The sequence below is a fragment of the Vibrio sp. ED004 genome (genome assembly GCF_023206395.1).
Classification (GTDB): Bacteria; Pseudomonadota; Gammaproteobacteria; order Enterobacterales; family Vibrionaceae; genus Vibrio.
Window position 1 is genome coordinate 2195001 of the sequence record NZ_CP066149.1, and the last position, 15808, is coordinate 2210808.

Sequence of the window (15808 nt, forward strand, 5' to 3'; positions counted from 1 at the left end):
AAAAGTGGCTGCAAACTAGGCATTTTTGGCTATATTTTTAGTTCGGGAGCGATAATGCTCTTGTTCAAAATTGCAGTTAAAAAAGACCAAATTCCAACTATAAGATTGAGGTAGTCGATTCATGACATTTGCTTTGGGGCAACGCTGGATAAGCGATACGGAGAGCGATTTAGGTTTAGGTACCGTTGTAGCAATGGATGCTCGCACAGTGACACTAATGTTTGCAGCATCAGAAGAAAACCGTGTCTATGCACGTACTGATGCTCCCGTAACCCGAGTAACGTTTAATGTAGGCGATGTCATCGAATGCCAAGAAGGTTGGTCTCTGTCTGTCGAAGAAGTTATCGAAGACAAAGGACTGCTAACCTACTTAGGTACTCGCGAAGATACCCAAGAAACAGAAGTCACTCTGCGTGAAATCTTCTTAAGCAATCAGATCCGCTTTAACAAGCCACAAGATAAACTGTACGCAGGTCAAATCGACCGTATGGATAACTTTGTGTTGCGTTACCGCGCGCTAAGCAATCAATACCAACAACACAAGAGCCCAATGCGCGGCCTGTGTGGTATGCGTGCTGGCTTGATTCCTCACCAATTGTACATTGCTCATGAAGTGGGTCGTCGTCACGCTCCACGTGTTTTACTTGCCGATGAAGTTGGCCTAGGTAAAACCATCGAAGCCGGCATGATCATCCACCAACAGGTGCTGTCTGGCCGTGCTGAACGTATTCTGATTGTGGTACCTGAAACTCTACAACACCAATGGTTAGTAGAGATGATGCGCCGTTTCAATCTGCACTTCTCGATCTTTGATGAAGAGCGTTGTATCGAATCTTTCGCTGAATCAGATAACCCATTTGATACTCAGCAATACGTTCTGTGTTCTCTGGATTTCCTACGTAAGAGCCGCAAGCGCTACGAGCAAGCCCTTGAAGGCGAGTGGGATTTGTTGGTTGTCGATGAAGCGCACCACCTTGAGTGGAGCCAAGATAAACCAAGCCGCGAATACCAAGTGGTGGAAGGCTTAGCTGAAAATACCTCTGGCGTACTACTGCTAACAGCAACTCCAGAGCAATTGGGTCGTGAGAGCCACTTTGCACGTCTGCGCTTGCTGGATCCTGATCGTTTCTACGATTACGAAGCATTTGTTGAAGAAGAAGATCAATACGCACCGGTTGCTGATGCAGTAACAGCGCTATTCTCTGGCGTGAAGCTTGAAAACAGTGCGAAGAATCAGATTACTGAACTGCTTTCGGAGCAAGATGTAGAGCCTCTATTCCGCGTTATCGAAGGTGATAGCAGCGAAGAAGAGCAAGCACTGGCTCGCCAAGAACTGATTGATAACCTTATGGATCGCCATGGTACTGGCCGTGTTCTATTTAGAAACACACGTGCTGCGATCAAAGGTTTTCCTAAGCGTAACGTAAATCTACTGCCGATGGACATTCCAACGCAGTACACAACCTCGATGCGTGTATCGGGCATGATCGGTGGCAAGATGGCACCAGAAGCTCGTGCGATGAAGATGTTGTACCCAGAAGAGATCTTCCAAGAGTTTGAAGGTGAAGACTCAAGCTGGTGGCAGTTCGACTCACGTGTTAACTGGCTGATTGAAAAGATCCAAGACAAGCGTAGCGAAAAAATCCTAGTGATCGCATCACGTGCAAGTACAGCTCTTCAATTAGAGCAAGCACTGCGTGAACGTGAAGGTGTACGTGCAACCGTATTCCACGAAGGCATGTCGATTCTAGAGCGTGATAAAGCCGCGGCTTACTTTGCTCAAGAAGAGGGCGGTGCTCAGGTTCTGATCTGTAGTGAAATTGGCTCTGAAGGTCGTAACTTCCAGTTCGCGAACCAGCTAGTGATGTTCGATCTGCCGTTCAACCCAGACTTACTTGAACAACGTATTGGCCGTTTGGACCGTATCGGTCAACTGCGTGACATCGATATCCATATTCCTTACCTAAAAGGCACGTCACAGGCGATTCTAGCGCGTTGGTTTGATGAGGGCTTAAATGCATTCGCAGAAACGTGCCCAACGGGTCGCACGGTTTACGACAAGTATTCAGATGTTCTTATCGAAATGCTGGCTTCTGGTAATACCGATCAGCTTGATGAAGTGATTGAAGAGTCTGCCAAGCTAAATCAAAGCCTAAAAGCGGACCTAGAAAAAGGCCGAGATCGCCTACTTGAGATGCACTCAAACGGTGGCGACAAAGCGCACGAAATCGCAGAGAAGATTGCATCAACTGATGGCGATACTAACTTAGTAACGTTTGCACTGAGCCTGTTCGACACGATTGGTTTGAACCAAGACGACAAGGGTGAAAATGCACTAGTAGTGACACCATCTGAGCACATGATGGTACCAAGCTACCCAGGTTTACCTTATGAAGGTGCGACCATCACGTTCGATCGTGATACAGCCCTTTCTCGTGAAGACATGAACTTCATTAGCTGGGAGCACCCAATGATTCAAGGCGGTATTGATCTGCTATTGAGTGAAGGTGTCGGTGCGTCAGCGGTATCACTGCTGAAAAACAAAGCGTTGCCTGTAGGTACTATCCTGCTTGAGCTGGTTTACCTTGTGGATGCACAAGCACCGAAACGCAGCGGTATCAGCCAGTTCCTGCCTAAGACACCGATTCGTTTGATGATGGATGGCCGTGGTAACGATCTATCTGATCAGGTTGAGTTTGATAGCTTTAACCGCCAGCTAAGCCCTGTAAACCGTCACTTAGCGAGCAAGTTGGTGAACTCGGTACAAGGCGAGATTCACAAGCTAATCGAAGCGGGTGAGACACATGTACTGCCGAAGGTTGAAGAAGTGCGTCAGCAAGCTCAGAAAGATATGCAAACTAACTTGAATGGTGAGTTAGAGCGTCTACAAGCGCTTAAAGCGGTTAACCCGAACATTCGTGATGAAGAGCTTGAGGTTATCGAAGCTCAAATCAATGAGCTGACAAGTTACATCAGCAAAGCTCAGGTTCAGCTGGATTCATTACGCTTGATTGTGGTTTCTCACAACTAGTTTTGAATTAGCGAAATGCTTCAACGAAATAAGGCCTTCATCATGAAGGCCTTATTTTTATCTAGCGGTTGAAAGATATTTTGATTGTTGAAAGATGTAATAGCAGAGGAATTACATTAACCATTTCCACCAAACAAATACTGCTAGGAAACCAAATAGGTACACAAGACCTGCTACAGACAGCCATTTTAACTTGCTGCCAATCGCTAGTGCTTCAGGAAGCTTGGCTTTGTTCACCAAAATGAAGTTAAGCAGCGCGAAGAATGGCGTTGTTGCGAAGGCGAGTACCATTGCAAAATCCAACATTGGCATCAATGCCGCGCTAAAGAACATCACAATCGCTAATGCCGCGATAGAGACAATGATGATCCAGCCTTGCAGCATGCGTGGGCTCGACTCTTTTTTGAATAACAGACGTTGCGATTCAGCAAGTACACGTGAGTAGCCGTCGATAACCGTAATTGTGCTGCCAAAGATGCAGAAGAAAGCAATGATGGCGATGAGCGGACGAGACCATTCACCAATCGTTGAGGCGTAGATACCCACCAATTGATGAGTAAAACCAACACCAGAGCGAGACAGTTCAACACCTGAACCGTGAAGCACTAGAGCACCTAAAGCCACGAATACTAAAGCAAGCAGCGCCGTACCAATGTAGCCGACGTTGAAATCGAATAAGGCAGATTGAGCTGTGACTTCTTGCTTCTCTTTTTGGCTTTTTAGCCACATAGAGGTGATGCTGGATATCTCGATAGGGGCTGGCATCCAACCCATGGTCACGACGATAAAGCCGATAGCGGCCAACGACCAAGGAGATGGCGGAACAAAAGCTGCATCAGGTTCAACAGGAGAGCCAATAGCAATCGCAACGGCAGCTAAGGTTGTGATGGTCAGGATCGCCATGATCGCCTTAGATAACGTATCAAGAGCACGATAGTGACCTGCAAATAGAATGATCAAGCAGGTTGCTAAAACGATCATGCACAATGTGCTGGTGGCGAGTTCGAAAGGAATAAAGTAGCTAAGTAAACTTGCACTGAACAGTAACAAAGCAGCCGTGTTCACGACGGCGGAAATCGCGCTCAATATTGAAAAGATCACAAGGTATGGGCGACCTAGATTAGAGTAACCCTCAACTAAGCTTTGACCTGTTCCCAATGTATATTGGATACCGGCTCTAAAGAATGGGTATTTAAATACGTTAACTAGGATAATAAGAGCTGCGAGCTGCCAGCCATAAATCGCACCAGCCTTGGTCGAGGCAACTAAATGTGAGCCACCTACAGCTGCTGCGGCCATCATAATGCCTGGGCCAAGAGATTTGATTAAACTTGATAGGGGAGCAGAGGTTTGTGTTTTTTCGGTGGTTGTTTTAACCGTACTTTCCATCATTTTTCCTTTGATGCTGACTTCTTATTTTCCGTTACCCTATCAATACCATGTTTTGTAAAGTCGTCAACTTTTATGTACGAAAATGTTGGAAATTGTATTTAATAATAAACAAATCAACCGTAAATTATTTACTCACTAGTAATTAAGAGGCTTCAATGGCGTTAGAACAGTACACACCACCACGTGAACCGTGGATCGACATTGTCTATCAAGATGACGATATTCTTGTGTTGAACAAGCCTGCAGGCCTGCTTTCAGTACCGGGAAGATTGCCAGAGCATTACGACAGTATGTGGAGCCGGTTGGTTGAAGAGTTTACTGATATTTAGGTCGTGCATCGTTTGGATATGTCTACATCTGGCTTGATGTTGTTGGCTAAACATAAACAAGCTGAGCGGCATTTGAAGAAGCAGTTCCAATATCGACTGACACATAAGCTCTATTACGCACGAGTGTGGGGTTCAGTAGAAGAAAAAGAAGGTCTCATTGATCTGCCACTCACCTGTGATTGGCCGAACCGCCCTAGAGAGAAAGTGTGTTTTGATGACGGCAAGCCATCACAGACTTGTTATGTGGTAGAGCAAGAAGAGGCTCAAACCACCTTATTGAAGTTACTGCCGATTACCGGCCGTTCTCATCAGTTGCGTGTGCATTGTATGGAAATAGGGAACCCAATTGTGGGCGATGAGTTTTATGCAACGCCTGAAGCTTTTGAGCATAGCGATCGGCTGGCTTTGCATGCGTGCGAACTGAGCTTCTATCATCCAGCAAACAATCAACTGTTCAAAGCCTTTGTCCCTTGTGAGTTTTATCCTCAAGCGTCACCACAAATTGAACAACACTTTGAAATTGCGCCAGAGCTTCCAGACTACAGTAAGCTAAAAGCTTAGAATAAAAGTAATCAATCGACTTATCCCAGGAAGTACAATGCCGAAGCTGAAAGTGGTCTTTCTCGACCGAGCCACCATCCCATCTCAAATCAACTTAAAACCTCTTAGCTTTGAACATGAATGGATTGAGTACGATTTCACAACTCCCGAGCAAGTCTCAGAGCGAGTTGAAGGTGCCGATGTCGTGATCACCAATAAAGTGGTGCTCAATGAATCGAATTTGGCTCATGCACATCAATTGAAACTGATCGCGGTTTCTGCGACAGGTGTAAACAATGTCGATGTGGAATACTGCAAGAGCAACAATATCGCGGTGGCTAACGTACAGGGCTACGCGACTCAATCAGTGCCTGAGCATGTAATTGCAATGCTATTTACGTTAAAGAGAAACCTCGTCGGTTATCACCAAGATATTGAAGCGGGAGAGTGGCAGAAGGATAAGCAGTTCTGTTTCTTTACACATCCGATTCAGGATATTGCGGGCAGTACATTGGGCTTAATGGGCAGTGGCAGCTTAGGGCAAGCAACTGCGATATTAGCTAAAGCGATTGGTATGAACGTCATCTTTGCTGAACGTAAAGGGGCTGACTCTTGTCGAGAAGGTTACCTGCCCTTTGAAACGGTATTACAGCAAGCGGATGCGATAAGTCTACATTGTCCATTGACTGAAGCGACGCGAAATCTGATTTCGGAGCGCGAGTTATCTATGATGAAACCAAGCGCGGTGCTGATCAATGCAGGGCGTGGTGGATTGGTCGATGAGCAAGCCCTAGTTGAGGCTTTGAAAAATCATGAGATTGCCGGAGCGGGCATGGATGTGTTCACACAAGAGCCTGCAGATAAGTCAAATCCACTATTGGCCAACAGCCACTTACCTAACTTACTACTGACACCACATGTGGCGTGGGGCAGTGACAGTTCCATTCAAAAGCTGTCGGATATATTAATGGACAACATAGATGGCTTTGTCTCAGGTAACCCGCAAAACTTAGTGAGTTGATTCTTGAGATCTTTACTACGATTGGTATTCAGCGAGTAGACCTCAAAACAAAAAAGGTTGGTTTGTAGGCCAACCTTTTTAGATTGTGTGTCGATTAAATGACTTAGCCTTGCGGCTTAACAACCAATACATTGATTGGTGAGTTCTGTACCACTTTGCTCGCAACAGAACCAAGTACCACTTTGTCGATTTTCGAACGCTTGTGGCTAGGCATCACAATAAGATCGGCACCAAGCTTTTCTGCGTAATCAAGAATAGTCGCGTAAGTTTTACCTTCAGCAACGTGAACCTTATATACCACTTCATCGTCGATGTGTTTGTCGGCAAACTCTTTCAGCTGATTTTTAACATCAAGCTTCATTTGGTTTGCTGCATCTTTCGGGAAGTAAGACGCCACCATTGACATGTGAATGCCCGGTAGTACGTTCAGAATGTGAATCTCAGCATTGCTGTGTTTTGCGTGCCATACCGCTAGCTCGACAGCTTTGTCAGAAAAGCCTTTGTCGTTAAGATCAACGGGAACAAGGATTTGTCTATACATGTATTCGTCTCATTTTAAGCAGCGCCTAGTGCTTACCAAGCGCTGTCATTATCTTTTCCATGTAATAAAAAAGCCAAATAGGGTTGAGCACTACTTGGCTCTATCCATTACGCGCTAATCTCATCCTTACGAGCACGTCTTCTTTGGTTCATCGCTAAACCAATCAAAATCAGTAGGGCAGGCAAGAATACCCACTCTTTCATCGGTCGATCTGCATCTTGGATAACGGATTTAATTTCCCAATCAAAGTCAATGCCGGCTGCTTCTGCCGGGCTGCCAAACTCAACCATATCAACAATCATCTTGTCGTCGGTTTGTGTCAGCATTAGACCCATTGAAGCAATACGGTCTTCACTTGTTTTCGCAGAATCTTCAAATGGAAGGCGAACCGTCTTCTCAGAATAGTTACCTTCTAAGTTTTCGCCACCTACTCTCAATTCAAGTGATTGTCCCACAGATAGATTTTCTGTGATTTGAGCGATCTCAACTCCAGGTGAAAGAACTTTCTCTGGATAGATCATGTCCCACCAGAAACCTGGGCGGAAGAAAGAGAAGGTCAGAACGATAAGAAGAATCGTTTCCCACCACTTGTTCTTCGTGAACCACCAACCTTGTGTCGCTGCTGCAAAGATAAGTACCGCAGTCACAGAGGAGAAAATCGTCAACGCTAAGTGCCACCAAGAATCAATACCCATCAACAGAAGTTGGGTGTTGAAGATGAACATGAATGGCAGAATCGCGGTACGAATATCGTAGGTAAAGCCTTGAATACCAGTACGAATCGGGTCTGATTTCGCAATCGCGGCTGCAGCAAACGCTGCGAGACCTACGGGAGGTGTATCATCGGCAAGAATACCGAAATAGAACACGAATAAGTGCACCGCAATCAGTGGGATGATAAGACCGTGTGCAGCGCCCAGAGTAACGATTACCGGAGCCATCAGCGTTGATACAACGATGTAGTTTGCTGTGGTTGGTAAGCCCATACCTAGGATCAAGCTGATTACCGCAGTAAATAGCAGCATAAGAATGATGCTACCGCCTGAGATAAACTCAACGAAATCTGTCATTACAAGGCCGATACCCGTCAGAGTCACCACGCCTACAACCGTACCTGCAGCAGCTGTCGCTACACCGATACCGATCATGTTACGTGCACCTGAAACCAAGCTTTCTGCTAGGTCAACGAAACCGGCTTTAGTTTGCTCTGCAAGATCGTCAGATTTGTTCATCAGAGTCATTAAAGGACGCTGAGTGATCAAAATGAAAATCATGAATACCGTTGCCCAGAATGCAGATAGACCTGGAGAGAAACGTTCAACCGTTAAACACCAAACTAGTACTACGATAGGCAGTAGGAAGTGCAGGCCAGATTTAATCGTTGGACCTGGATCTGGAACTTCTTTTAGATCCGCATCGATTTCCATGCCACCTTCAGCTGCGTATTTTGCTGATACGTGAACCAAAGCAACGTAAGCGATTAATAGCGCCACCGTTACGATTGGTGTTGCCGCATCGCCAAACACATTTTTCGTCCAACCCACACCGTAGTAAACCGCGGCACTGATAACACATAGACCTAAAATGGTGCCAGTGAAAGAGAGTAGGCTTTGTACGATAGTTGGTGTGTGACGACGAGGTAGGCCGGTCATGCCTGCTTTACATGCTTCTAGGTGAACAATATAAATCAGTGCGATGTAAGAGATCAGAGCTGGCAGTAACGCTGCTTTGATAACTTCCACATACGAGATGCCCACATATTCAACCATCAAGAATGCCGCAGCACCCATGATAGGTGGCGTTAATTGACCGTTGGTTGAAGCCGCTACTTCTACTGCACCTGCTTTTGTGCCCGGGAAACCAACACGCTTCATTAGCGGGATAGTAAAGGTACCCGTGGTTACCACGTTTGCAATAGATGAACCTGATACTAGGCCAGATAAACCAGAGGCTACAACGGCTGCTTTTGCTGGACCACCTTTCATGTGACCAAGCAGAGAGAATGCAACCTTGATGAAGTAAGCACCAGCACCCGCACGTTCTAGCATTGCACCAAACAGTACAAACAAGAATACAAATGACGTTGATACGCCAAGAGCTACACCGAATACACCTTCAGTTGTTAGCCACAGGTGAGACATTGCCTTGTTCAGGCTCGCACCTTTATGGGCGATAACGTCTGGCATGTGTGGACCGCCAAAGGTGTAAAGTAGGAATACTGCCGCCACAACCATAAGAGGTGGACCTAAAGCGCGTCGTGTTGCTTCAAGCAGTAGAACCATACCGAATACGGCTGCAACAATATCGAATGTTGTTGGTGCGCCCGAACGACCGGCAAGTTCAGTGTAGAAAATATAGATATAAGAAGCTGAAAAACTACCTACTAGCGCCAATATCCAGTCGACTGCAGGGATGCGATCCCGAGGCGAGTTCTTCATAGCTGGATAAGCGGTAAAGGCTAGGAAAATAGCGAACGTAAGGTGAATTGCTCGAGCTTCAGTGTCGTTTAAAATTGCGAAGTTAAAAATGAACGGCAGCGGAGATGCATACCAAAGTTGGAACAGTGACCAACATAGAGGCACAAACCATAAAATACGGCCTTGGATACCGCGAGGGCTACGCGCACCAGTGTCTGATTGTGCCACCATTTCTTGCACATCTGGAGACGGTGATGTTGTCTGCGTCATGTACTTTATCCTTATTATTGATGGTCTGCCTTTCTTACGAACAACGAGACGTTATTTATTTCCTATCTAGTGTAGTGAATGGATAGGGAAATGCGTTTGTTTGTTCGTCTTTGTCTTAGGCTTGATACGAAGGTAAGTTCGCCAAATTGGAGAAACTTAAAGGTTTGCTCTTTTCACTTAAGTTATTTTTATAAAACGTGAAAAGCCAATAAGGAGGGCTAGCCTCCTTATTGGTGTAGTAGGCTTAAAGTAGAGTTACTTTAGAAGGCCCACTTCTTTGTAGTATTTTTCTGCACCTGGGTGAAGAGGGATAGAGATACCCGCTTTAACCATGTCTTCTTTCTTCAGGTTCGCAAATGCTGGGTGTAGGCGTTTGAAAGTGTCAAAGTTTTCAAATACTGCCTTAGCAACGTTGTATGCAACTTCTTCAGAAACGTCTGAAGTAGTTACCATAGTTGCTGCAACACCAAAGCTGTTTACGTCAGCGTCTGTACCACGGTACATGCCAGCAGGAACTGTGCTGTAAGCGTAGTATGGGTTTTCAGCTACGATCTTGTCGATCTGTGGACCTGTTGCTGAAACCAGTTTTGCATCACAAGATGTTGTTGCTTCTTTGATTGATCCGTTCGGGTGACCAACCATGTAGATGAATGCATCAATCTTGTTGTCACAAAGTGCTTGTGAACGCTCAGAACCTTTAAGTTCAGAAGCAAGCTTGAAGCTGTCGTTTGTCCAACCCATAGCGTCCATTACAACACCCATCGTTGCACGGTCACCAGAGCCTGGGTTACCAATGTTTACACGCTTACCAGCTAGGTCAGAAACATTGTTGATGCCAGCATCGGTACGAGCGATGATGTTGAACGGTTCTGTATGTAGAGAGAACATAGCGCGAAGTTTCTTGTATTCGCCCTGATCTTTGAACTTACTTGTACCGTTATAGCCGTGGTATTGCCAGTCCGATTGAACAACACCGAAATCTAGTTCACCAGCACGGATGGTGTTAACGTTGTAGATTGAACCACCAGTAGACTCTACAGAACAACGAATGTTGTGGTCTTTGCGGCCCTTGTTCACTAGCTTACAAATCGCACCACCAGTTGGGTAGTAAACACCCGTAACTGAACCAGTACCAATTGTGATGAACTCTTGAGCGTTAACTGCGCCAGCGCCCATTACAGCAGCTGCAATAGCACCAACTTTAATAAGTTTGGTAAATGCCATGAATTTCCCTTCCTTTATTCATTATTAACCCTGAAACAAGTGTAGTTGTTTCTGGAGTTTCCTATTTGGAAACGGCACCTTTTTCAATCCATGTGATGAAAAAGTGTCTGAATAATATCAAAAATTGGCAGAAAATTACTCGAATGTTAAAAGATATAGCTAAAAAATCTAACAAATGATGCGTAGATCTCGTGTTTAATTTGCTACTGAGTTTTTTAAAATCAATGGTTTAGTGTTGTTCGGAGGAAGGGGAGGTAGATATTCTAGGATGTGATTTGGATCACGAAGAAAATAGATATTCGTGATCCATTAATACGATGGATAGTTATGAAACTATGAGCAATTAGCCAGCGTATTCAAACAGTTCGCATACTGAATCGAACAGTTGCTTAGTGGTTACTGATAAGGTTGGTGTAATAAAGATAGTATCATCGCCTGCGACTACGCCCAGTATGCCTTCCGACTTACCTAGTGAGTCTAACAAACGCGCAATCAGCTGTGCTGCACCAGGGCCGGTGTGTATCACAACCAATGCATTGTTGTGGTCAATATCTAATACTAATTCTCTTAGCGAGCTAGAAACGGTTGGAACACCCAGTTCAGCAGGAAGACAGTAAACCATCTCCATTTTCGCGTTACGAGTTCGAACAGCACCAAACTTGGTTAACATACGCGAGACTTTAGATTGGTTGATGCTTTCAAAACCTTCGTGTTTGAGGGCATCCACAATTTCGCCTTGTGAGCCAAAACGTTCTTCTTTTAGTAAGGCTTTAAATGCACGAACTAAGTTGTCTTGCTTTTCTGTATTGCGCATATGTCATTCTTATTCATTAACAAAGATGTTTGCATATTCTCGCATACATATTCAATTTTAGCCAAAACATCCCTGTAATTTGTTAGTCATATCACTGTAAATATTTAATAGAATAATGTGTTATTTGCGACGACTTATTTTGTTATTTCAGACGATTATCGCCATAATGCGAACTTGCTGTGTAGCACGGTTTTATTGACTTGCGCGAAGTCGCAAAGCTAGCGTTAATTGATTGTAATCACTTTGTGATTAATATAGTTTTTTAACTTAGATTTAGCTCAAGAATTACCCTACAAAGAATCTATAAGAGAAAGCTCTCAAGGAGAATAACAATGAAAGTAGCTGTTATTGGTGCCGCTGGTGGCATCGGTCAAGCCCTAGCCCTACTACTTAAGAACCGCCTGCCTGCTGGTTCAGATCTTGCACTTTACGACATTGCACCGGTAACTCCGGGTGTCGCTGCCGATCTTAGCCATATCCCAACGCCTGTTTCGATCAAAGGTTATGCGGGTGAAGATCCAACTCCAGCACTAGAAGGTGCGGATGTTGTGCTAATTTCTGCAGGTGTTGCTCGTAAGCCTGGTATGGATCGTGCAGATCTTTTCAATGTGAATGCTGGCATTGTTAAGTCTCTTGCAGAGAAAATCGCAGTTACTTGTCCTACTGCCTGTGTTGGTATCATCACTAACCCAGTAAACACAACAGTGCCAATCGCTGCTGAAGTACTTAAGAAAGCAGGCGTTTACGACAAGCGTCGCCTATTCGGTATTACTACTCTTGATGTAATTCGTTCAGAAACGTTTGTCGCTGAGCTGAAAGATAAAGATCCAGGCGACATCCGTGTTCCTGTTATCGGTGGTCACTCAGGTGTAACTATACTTCCTCTACTTTCTCAAGTTGAAGGCGTAGAGTTCACTGACGAAGAAATTGCAGCACTAACGACTCGTATCCAAAACGCAGGTACTGAAGTAGTAGAAGCTAAAGCTGGCGGCGGCAGTGCGACACTGTCTATGGGTCAAGCGGCTTGTCGTTTCGGTCTTGCACTAGTGAAAGCTCTTCAAGGCGAAGAGAACGTGATTGAGTGTGCATACGTTGAAGGTGAAGGCGAGCACGCACCATTCTTTGCTCAACCAGTTAAGCTAGGTAAAGAGGGCGCAGAAGCGATCCTTAGCTACGGCGAACTGAGCGACTTCGAACGTAACGCTTTAGACAGCATGCTAGAAACGCTAAATGGCGATATCGAGATTGGTGTTGAATTCGCTAAATAAGCGATACAGCATTTAACTCAGGTTAAAATTGCTAATAAGAGCCGGTCATTATGATCGGCTTTTTTGATCCTTGGATTTGCCTCATTCGTAAACAATGTTTTAAAGATGCGAGTGGAGCAGTAATTATGAGCCGTATTCAGAAAGGAATGAGCGTCCATTTCCATTTAGGTCGATTGGGAAAGATTCTCGTTATAGATGAACAAGAGCAATTTGCGCTGGTTGAGTCATACAACAGCCACGAGCAGTACGCAGTGCCGCTGGAAGAGATAGAAGAGGTCGAAGCTCAACTTCCATTGTCGTTAGAGTCGAGTCGTTACTGAAAGCGGATTTGGAAAGATTTTCGTGAGGATCAAAAAAAGAGCCCAAAGGCTCTTTTTTATTTTCAGCCCTAAACCACCTACTTCAGTAGGTGGTTATCATTCAGTTTGGCTTTGCCTGTAGTTCTACCCATGTTAAATGCTCCCTTGATTTTTAGCGAAGTCAAAGAGGGCAAATAACATGAGCAGATATAATCAAGCTTCCCACGTATTTTGGAGATGTCAATATCACATAGTGTGGACACCAAAGTATCGATTTAGGATTTTGAAAAACAATGTAGGTAAAGAAGTTTATCGATGTATAAACGTTTACTGTAATCAACTTGGATGTGAAGTCGTTGAATTAAACGTTCAAGTTGACCACATGCACTTGGTAGTAAAAGTTCCGCCTAAGTTATCGATATCCAAGTTGATGGGCGTATTGAAAGGCAAAATAGCTTTAAAACTCTTTAGTAAATTTCCATATTTAAGGAGAAACAAACTCTGGGGTAACCACTTTTGGCAAAGGGGCTATTTTGTCGATAGCGTAGGGTTTAATGAAGAAATCATTCGACGCTATGTAAGACATCAAGAGAAAAAAGAGCGCGTGGAGCAGCAGCAATTGGCGTTGGACTAAACAAAGGCCCCCTTTTAGGGGGCTCACATAAAGCCACCTTCTTTAGAAGGTGGTAATTTACTATCTATGTAATGTCGTTATATAGAAGACAGTCTACAAAGTTACTTGCTGCGTTTAACAGCCAAGTGCGCAAGCGTGGTTAGTGCTTGCTTATATTCAGAGTCAGGCAGTACAGAAAGCTCAGCAATCGCTTTATCGGCTTCTTCATAGGCCTTATTAGTCGTGTACTCTAATGAGCCTGTCTCTTTCATTACAGCCATAATTTCGTCGAGACGCTCCATCCCGTTGGCTTTTTCAATAGCTTCACGAATCATGCTTGCTTGTTCAGCAGAACCATTGTGCATTGCATAAAGTAGAGGCAGTGTTGGTTTGCCTTCAGCAAGGTCGTCACCAACGTTCTTACCCATCTCTTTGCCATCAGCAGTGTAGTCCATCACATCGTCAATCAGTTGGAATGCGGTGCCTAGGTATTTACCGTAGTTTTGCATAGCCGTTTCGATTTCAGGTGACGACTCAGTAAGAATCGCGCCAATTTGAGTAGCAGCTTCAAACAAGCGGGCTGTCTTAGAGTAGATAACCTGCATGTAGCTTTCTTCTGTAGTGTCTGGGTTATTACAGTTCATTAATTGTTGAACTTCACCCTCGGCAATCACGTTTACCGCTTCACTCATTAGCTCAAGGATCTTTAAAGATCCTAGCGTTGTCATCATTTGGAACGAGCGAGTGTAAATAAAGTCACCCACCAAAACGCTAGCGGCATTACCAAAAGCTGCGTTGGCTGTCGCTTTACCGCGTCTCATGTCCGATTCATCGACGACATCATCATGAAGTAGAGTTGCTGTATGAATAAACTCGATAAAGGCTGCAGAGGTGATATGAGCTTCACCTTGGTAACCAAGTGCGCGAGCAGATAAAAGAGCAAGCAAAGGGCGTAGGCGTTTACCACCGCCGCTAACGATATAAAAACCAAGCTGGTTGATTAAACTTACGTCAGAATTAAGTTGGGCTTGAATTGTTTCATTCACTTTTGCCATATCATTGGCAGTAAGCGTTTGGATAGCTTTAAAATCCATTGTTCATCCGGCTGAAGTTAGACCCTGTAAGGCTTATACGTTGTATTTAATTGTTGAATAATACACTAAAAAACGTTGATTAATACATCGCTAAAGGGCATGATTGCCGTACTTTTCTTTGGCGAACAGGTTTTCGCCAATTTTTTAAAAATATGGCTTGTCATAGCGCCATGATTCCCGTAGAATCTGCGCCCTATTGATTAGTTTAGCGCACACCCGAGTTGTACAAATAACAACCATAGGCTGTGCGGAAAAAGCGGAGTAAAATATGTACGCTGTTTTCCAATCTGGTGGCAAACAACACCGAGTAAGCGAAGGTCAAACACTTCGTTTAGAGAAATTAGACGTTGAAACTGGTGCAACTGTTGAATTTGACAAAGTTCTTCTTGTTGCTAACGGCGAAGAAATCGCTGTTGGTGCACCTCTTGTTGAAGGTGGCAAGGTTACTGCAGAAGTAGTACAACACGGTCGTGGCGATAAAGTAAAAATCGTTAAGTTCCGTCGTCGTAAGCACTCGCGTAAGCAAGCTGGTCACCGTCAGTGGTTCACTGAAGTGAAAATCACTGGCATTAACGCTTAAGTATTAGGAGAGTTTAACAATGGCACATAAAAAAGCTGGCGGTTCTACTAATAACGGCCGCGATTCAGAAAGCAAACGTCTTGGTGTTAAGCGTTTTGGTGGTGAATCTGTTCTTGCAGGTAACATCATCGTTCGTCAACGTGGTACTAAGTTCCACGCTGGCACAAACGTTGGTATCGGTAAAGACCACACTCTTTTCGCTCTTACTGAAGGTAAAGTGAAATTTGCTGTTAAAGGTCCTAAAAACCGTAAGTTTGTAAGCATCGAAGCTGAGTAATTTAATCTTTAACTAGATTATTTTAATAGCTTTCAAGCTGAATTCAAAAGCCCTGCCGATTCGGCAGGGTTTTTTATTTATAGCGAGAATAAAAAAGC

Annotated in this window: 13 protein-coding genes and 1 pseudogene; 8 read left to right on the top strand and 6 right to left on the bottom strand. The window is 44.5% G+C overall.

Translation table 11 applies throughout. From position 1 onward, the window contains the following. Positions 1 to 121: 121 nt before the first annotated feature. The gene (gene rapA, locus ITG10_RS09980; RefSeq protein WP_017630732.1) at positions 122 to 3031 is read left to right on the top strand and encodes an RNA polymerase-associated protein RapA; all 2910 of its coding nucleotides are present in this window, start codon (positions 122 to 124) and stop codon (positions 3029 to 3031) included. A gap of 111 nt (positions 3032 to 3142) precedes the next feature. Here the strand turns inward: rapA and ITG10_RS09985 are convergent, their stop codons facing one another. Continuing rightward, positions 3143 to 4420, bottom strand: coding sequence for a divalent metal cation transporter (locus ITG10_RS09985; RefSeq protein ID WP_017630731.1), 1278 nt, complete (start codon positions 4418 to 4420; stop codon positions 3143 to 3145). Positions 4421 to 4578: 158 nt separating this feature from the next. On the opposite strand from ITG10_RS09985, the pseudogene ITG10_RS09990 reads away from it, so the two are divergent. Together ITG10_RS09990 and ITG10_RS09995 are read left to right on the top strand one after the other, a co-directional pair. Next, a pseudogene (locus ITG10_RS09990) lies at positions 4579 to 5313 on the top strand (pseudouridine synthase). Between the two features lie 37 nt (positions 5314 to 5350). Further along, positions 5351 to 6313, top strand: coding sequence for a D-2-hydroxyacid dehydrogenase (locus ITG10_RS09995; protein WP_017630728.1), 963 nt, complete (start codon positions 5351 to 5353; stop codon positions 6311 to 6313). Positions 6314 to 6416: 103 nt separating this feature from the next. Here the strand turns inward: ITG10_RS09995 and ITG10_RS10000 are convergent, their stop codons facing one another. From ITG10_RS10000 to argR, 4 genes are all read right to left on the bottom strand, one after another. Next, positions 6417 to 6854 (bottom strand): universal stress protein, encoded by a 438-nt coding sequence (locus ITG10_RS10000; protein WP_017630727.1) that lies wholly within the window; start codon positions 6852 to 6854, stop codon positions 6417 to 6419. Positions 6855 to 6961: 107 nt separating this feature from the next. Further along, positions 6962 to 9541, bottom strand: a complete 2580-nt coding sequence (locus ITG10_RS10005; RefSeq protein WP_017630726.1) for a TRAP transporter permease — start codon at positions 9539 to 9541, stop codon at positions 6962 to 6964. Positions 9542 to 9796: 255 nt separating this feature from the next. Further along, entirely contained in the window at positions 9797 to 10765 is a 969-nt protein-coding gene (locus ITG10_RS10010; RefSeq protein WP_017630725.1) for a TAXI family TRAP transporter solute-binding subunit, read from the bottom strand. Between the two features lie 343 nt (positions 10766 to 11108). Continuing rightward, the gene (gene argR, locus ITG10_RS10015) at positions 11109 to 11579 is read right to left on the bottom strand and encodes a transcriptional regulator ArgR (RefSeq protein ID WP_004740827.1); all 471 of its coding nucleotides are present in this window, start codon (positions 11577 to 11579) and stop codon (positions 11109 to 11111) included. Positions 11580 to 11911: 332 nt separating this feature from the next. Here argR and mdh point away from each other — a divergent pair, with 332 nt between their 5' ends. The 3 genes from mdh (at position 11912) to tnpA (ending at position 13780) form a co-directional block, all read left to right on the top strand. After that, on the top strand, positions 11912 to 12847 hold the full coding sequence (gene mdh, locus ITG10_RS10020) for a malate dehydrogenase (protein WP_009847834.1): 936 nt from the start codon (positions 11912 to 11914) through the stop codon (positions 12845 to 12847). 125 nt (positions 12848 to 12972) lie between these two features. Continuing rightward, a complete protein-coding gene (locus ITG10_RS10025) occupies positions 12973 to 13167 on the top strand; it encodes a hypothetical protein (protein WP_026084232.1) in 195 nt (64 codons plus the stop codon). Positions 13168 to 13345: 178 nt separating this feature from the next. Then, the gene (gene tnpA / locus ITG10_RS10030) at positions 13346 to 13780 is read left to right on the top strand and encodes an IS200/IS605 family transposase (RefSeq protein ID WP_248386377.1); all 435 of its coding nucleotides are present in this window, start codon (positions 13346 to 13348) and stop codon (positions 13778 to 13780) included. A gap of 101 nt (positions 13781 to 13881) precedes the next feature. Here tnpA and ispB read toward each other — a convergent pair whose 3' ends face one another. After that, complete coding sequence (gene ispB, locus ITG10_RS10035; RefSeq protein ID WP_017632184.1) at positions 13882 to 14853, bottom strand: octaprenyl diphosphate synthase; 972 nt, start codon at positions 14851 to 14853, stop codon at positions 13882 to 13884. A gap of 268 nt (positions 14854 to 15121) precedes the next feature. On the opposite strand from ispB, the gene rplU reads away from it, so the two are divergent. Both rplU and rpmA read left to right on the top strand, forming a co-directional pair. Then, complete coding sequence (gene rplU / locus ITG10_RS10040; RefSeq protein WP_004740823.1) at positions 15122 to 15433, top strand: 50S ribosomal protein L21; 312 nt, start codon at positions 15122 to 15124, stop codon at positions 15431 to 15433. A gap of 19 nt (positions 15434 to 15452) precedes the next feature. Further along, a complete protein-coding gene (rpmA, locus tag ITG10_RS10045; RefSeq protein ID WP_004735905.1) occupies positions 15453 to 15710 on the top strand; it encodes a 50S ribosomal protein L27 in 258 nt (85 codons plus the stop codon). Positions 15711 to 15808 lie beyond the last annotated feature (98 nt).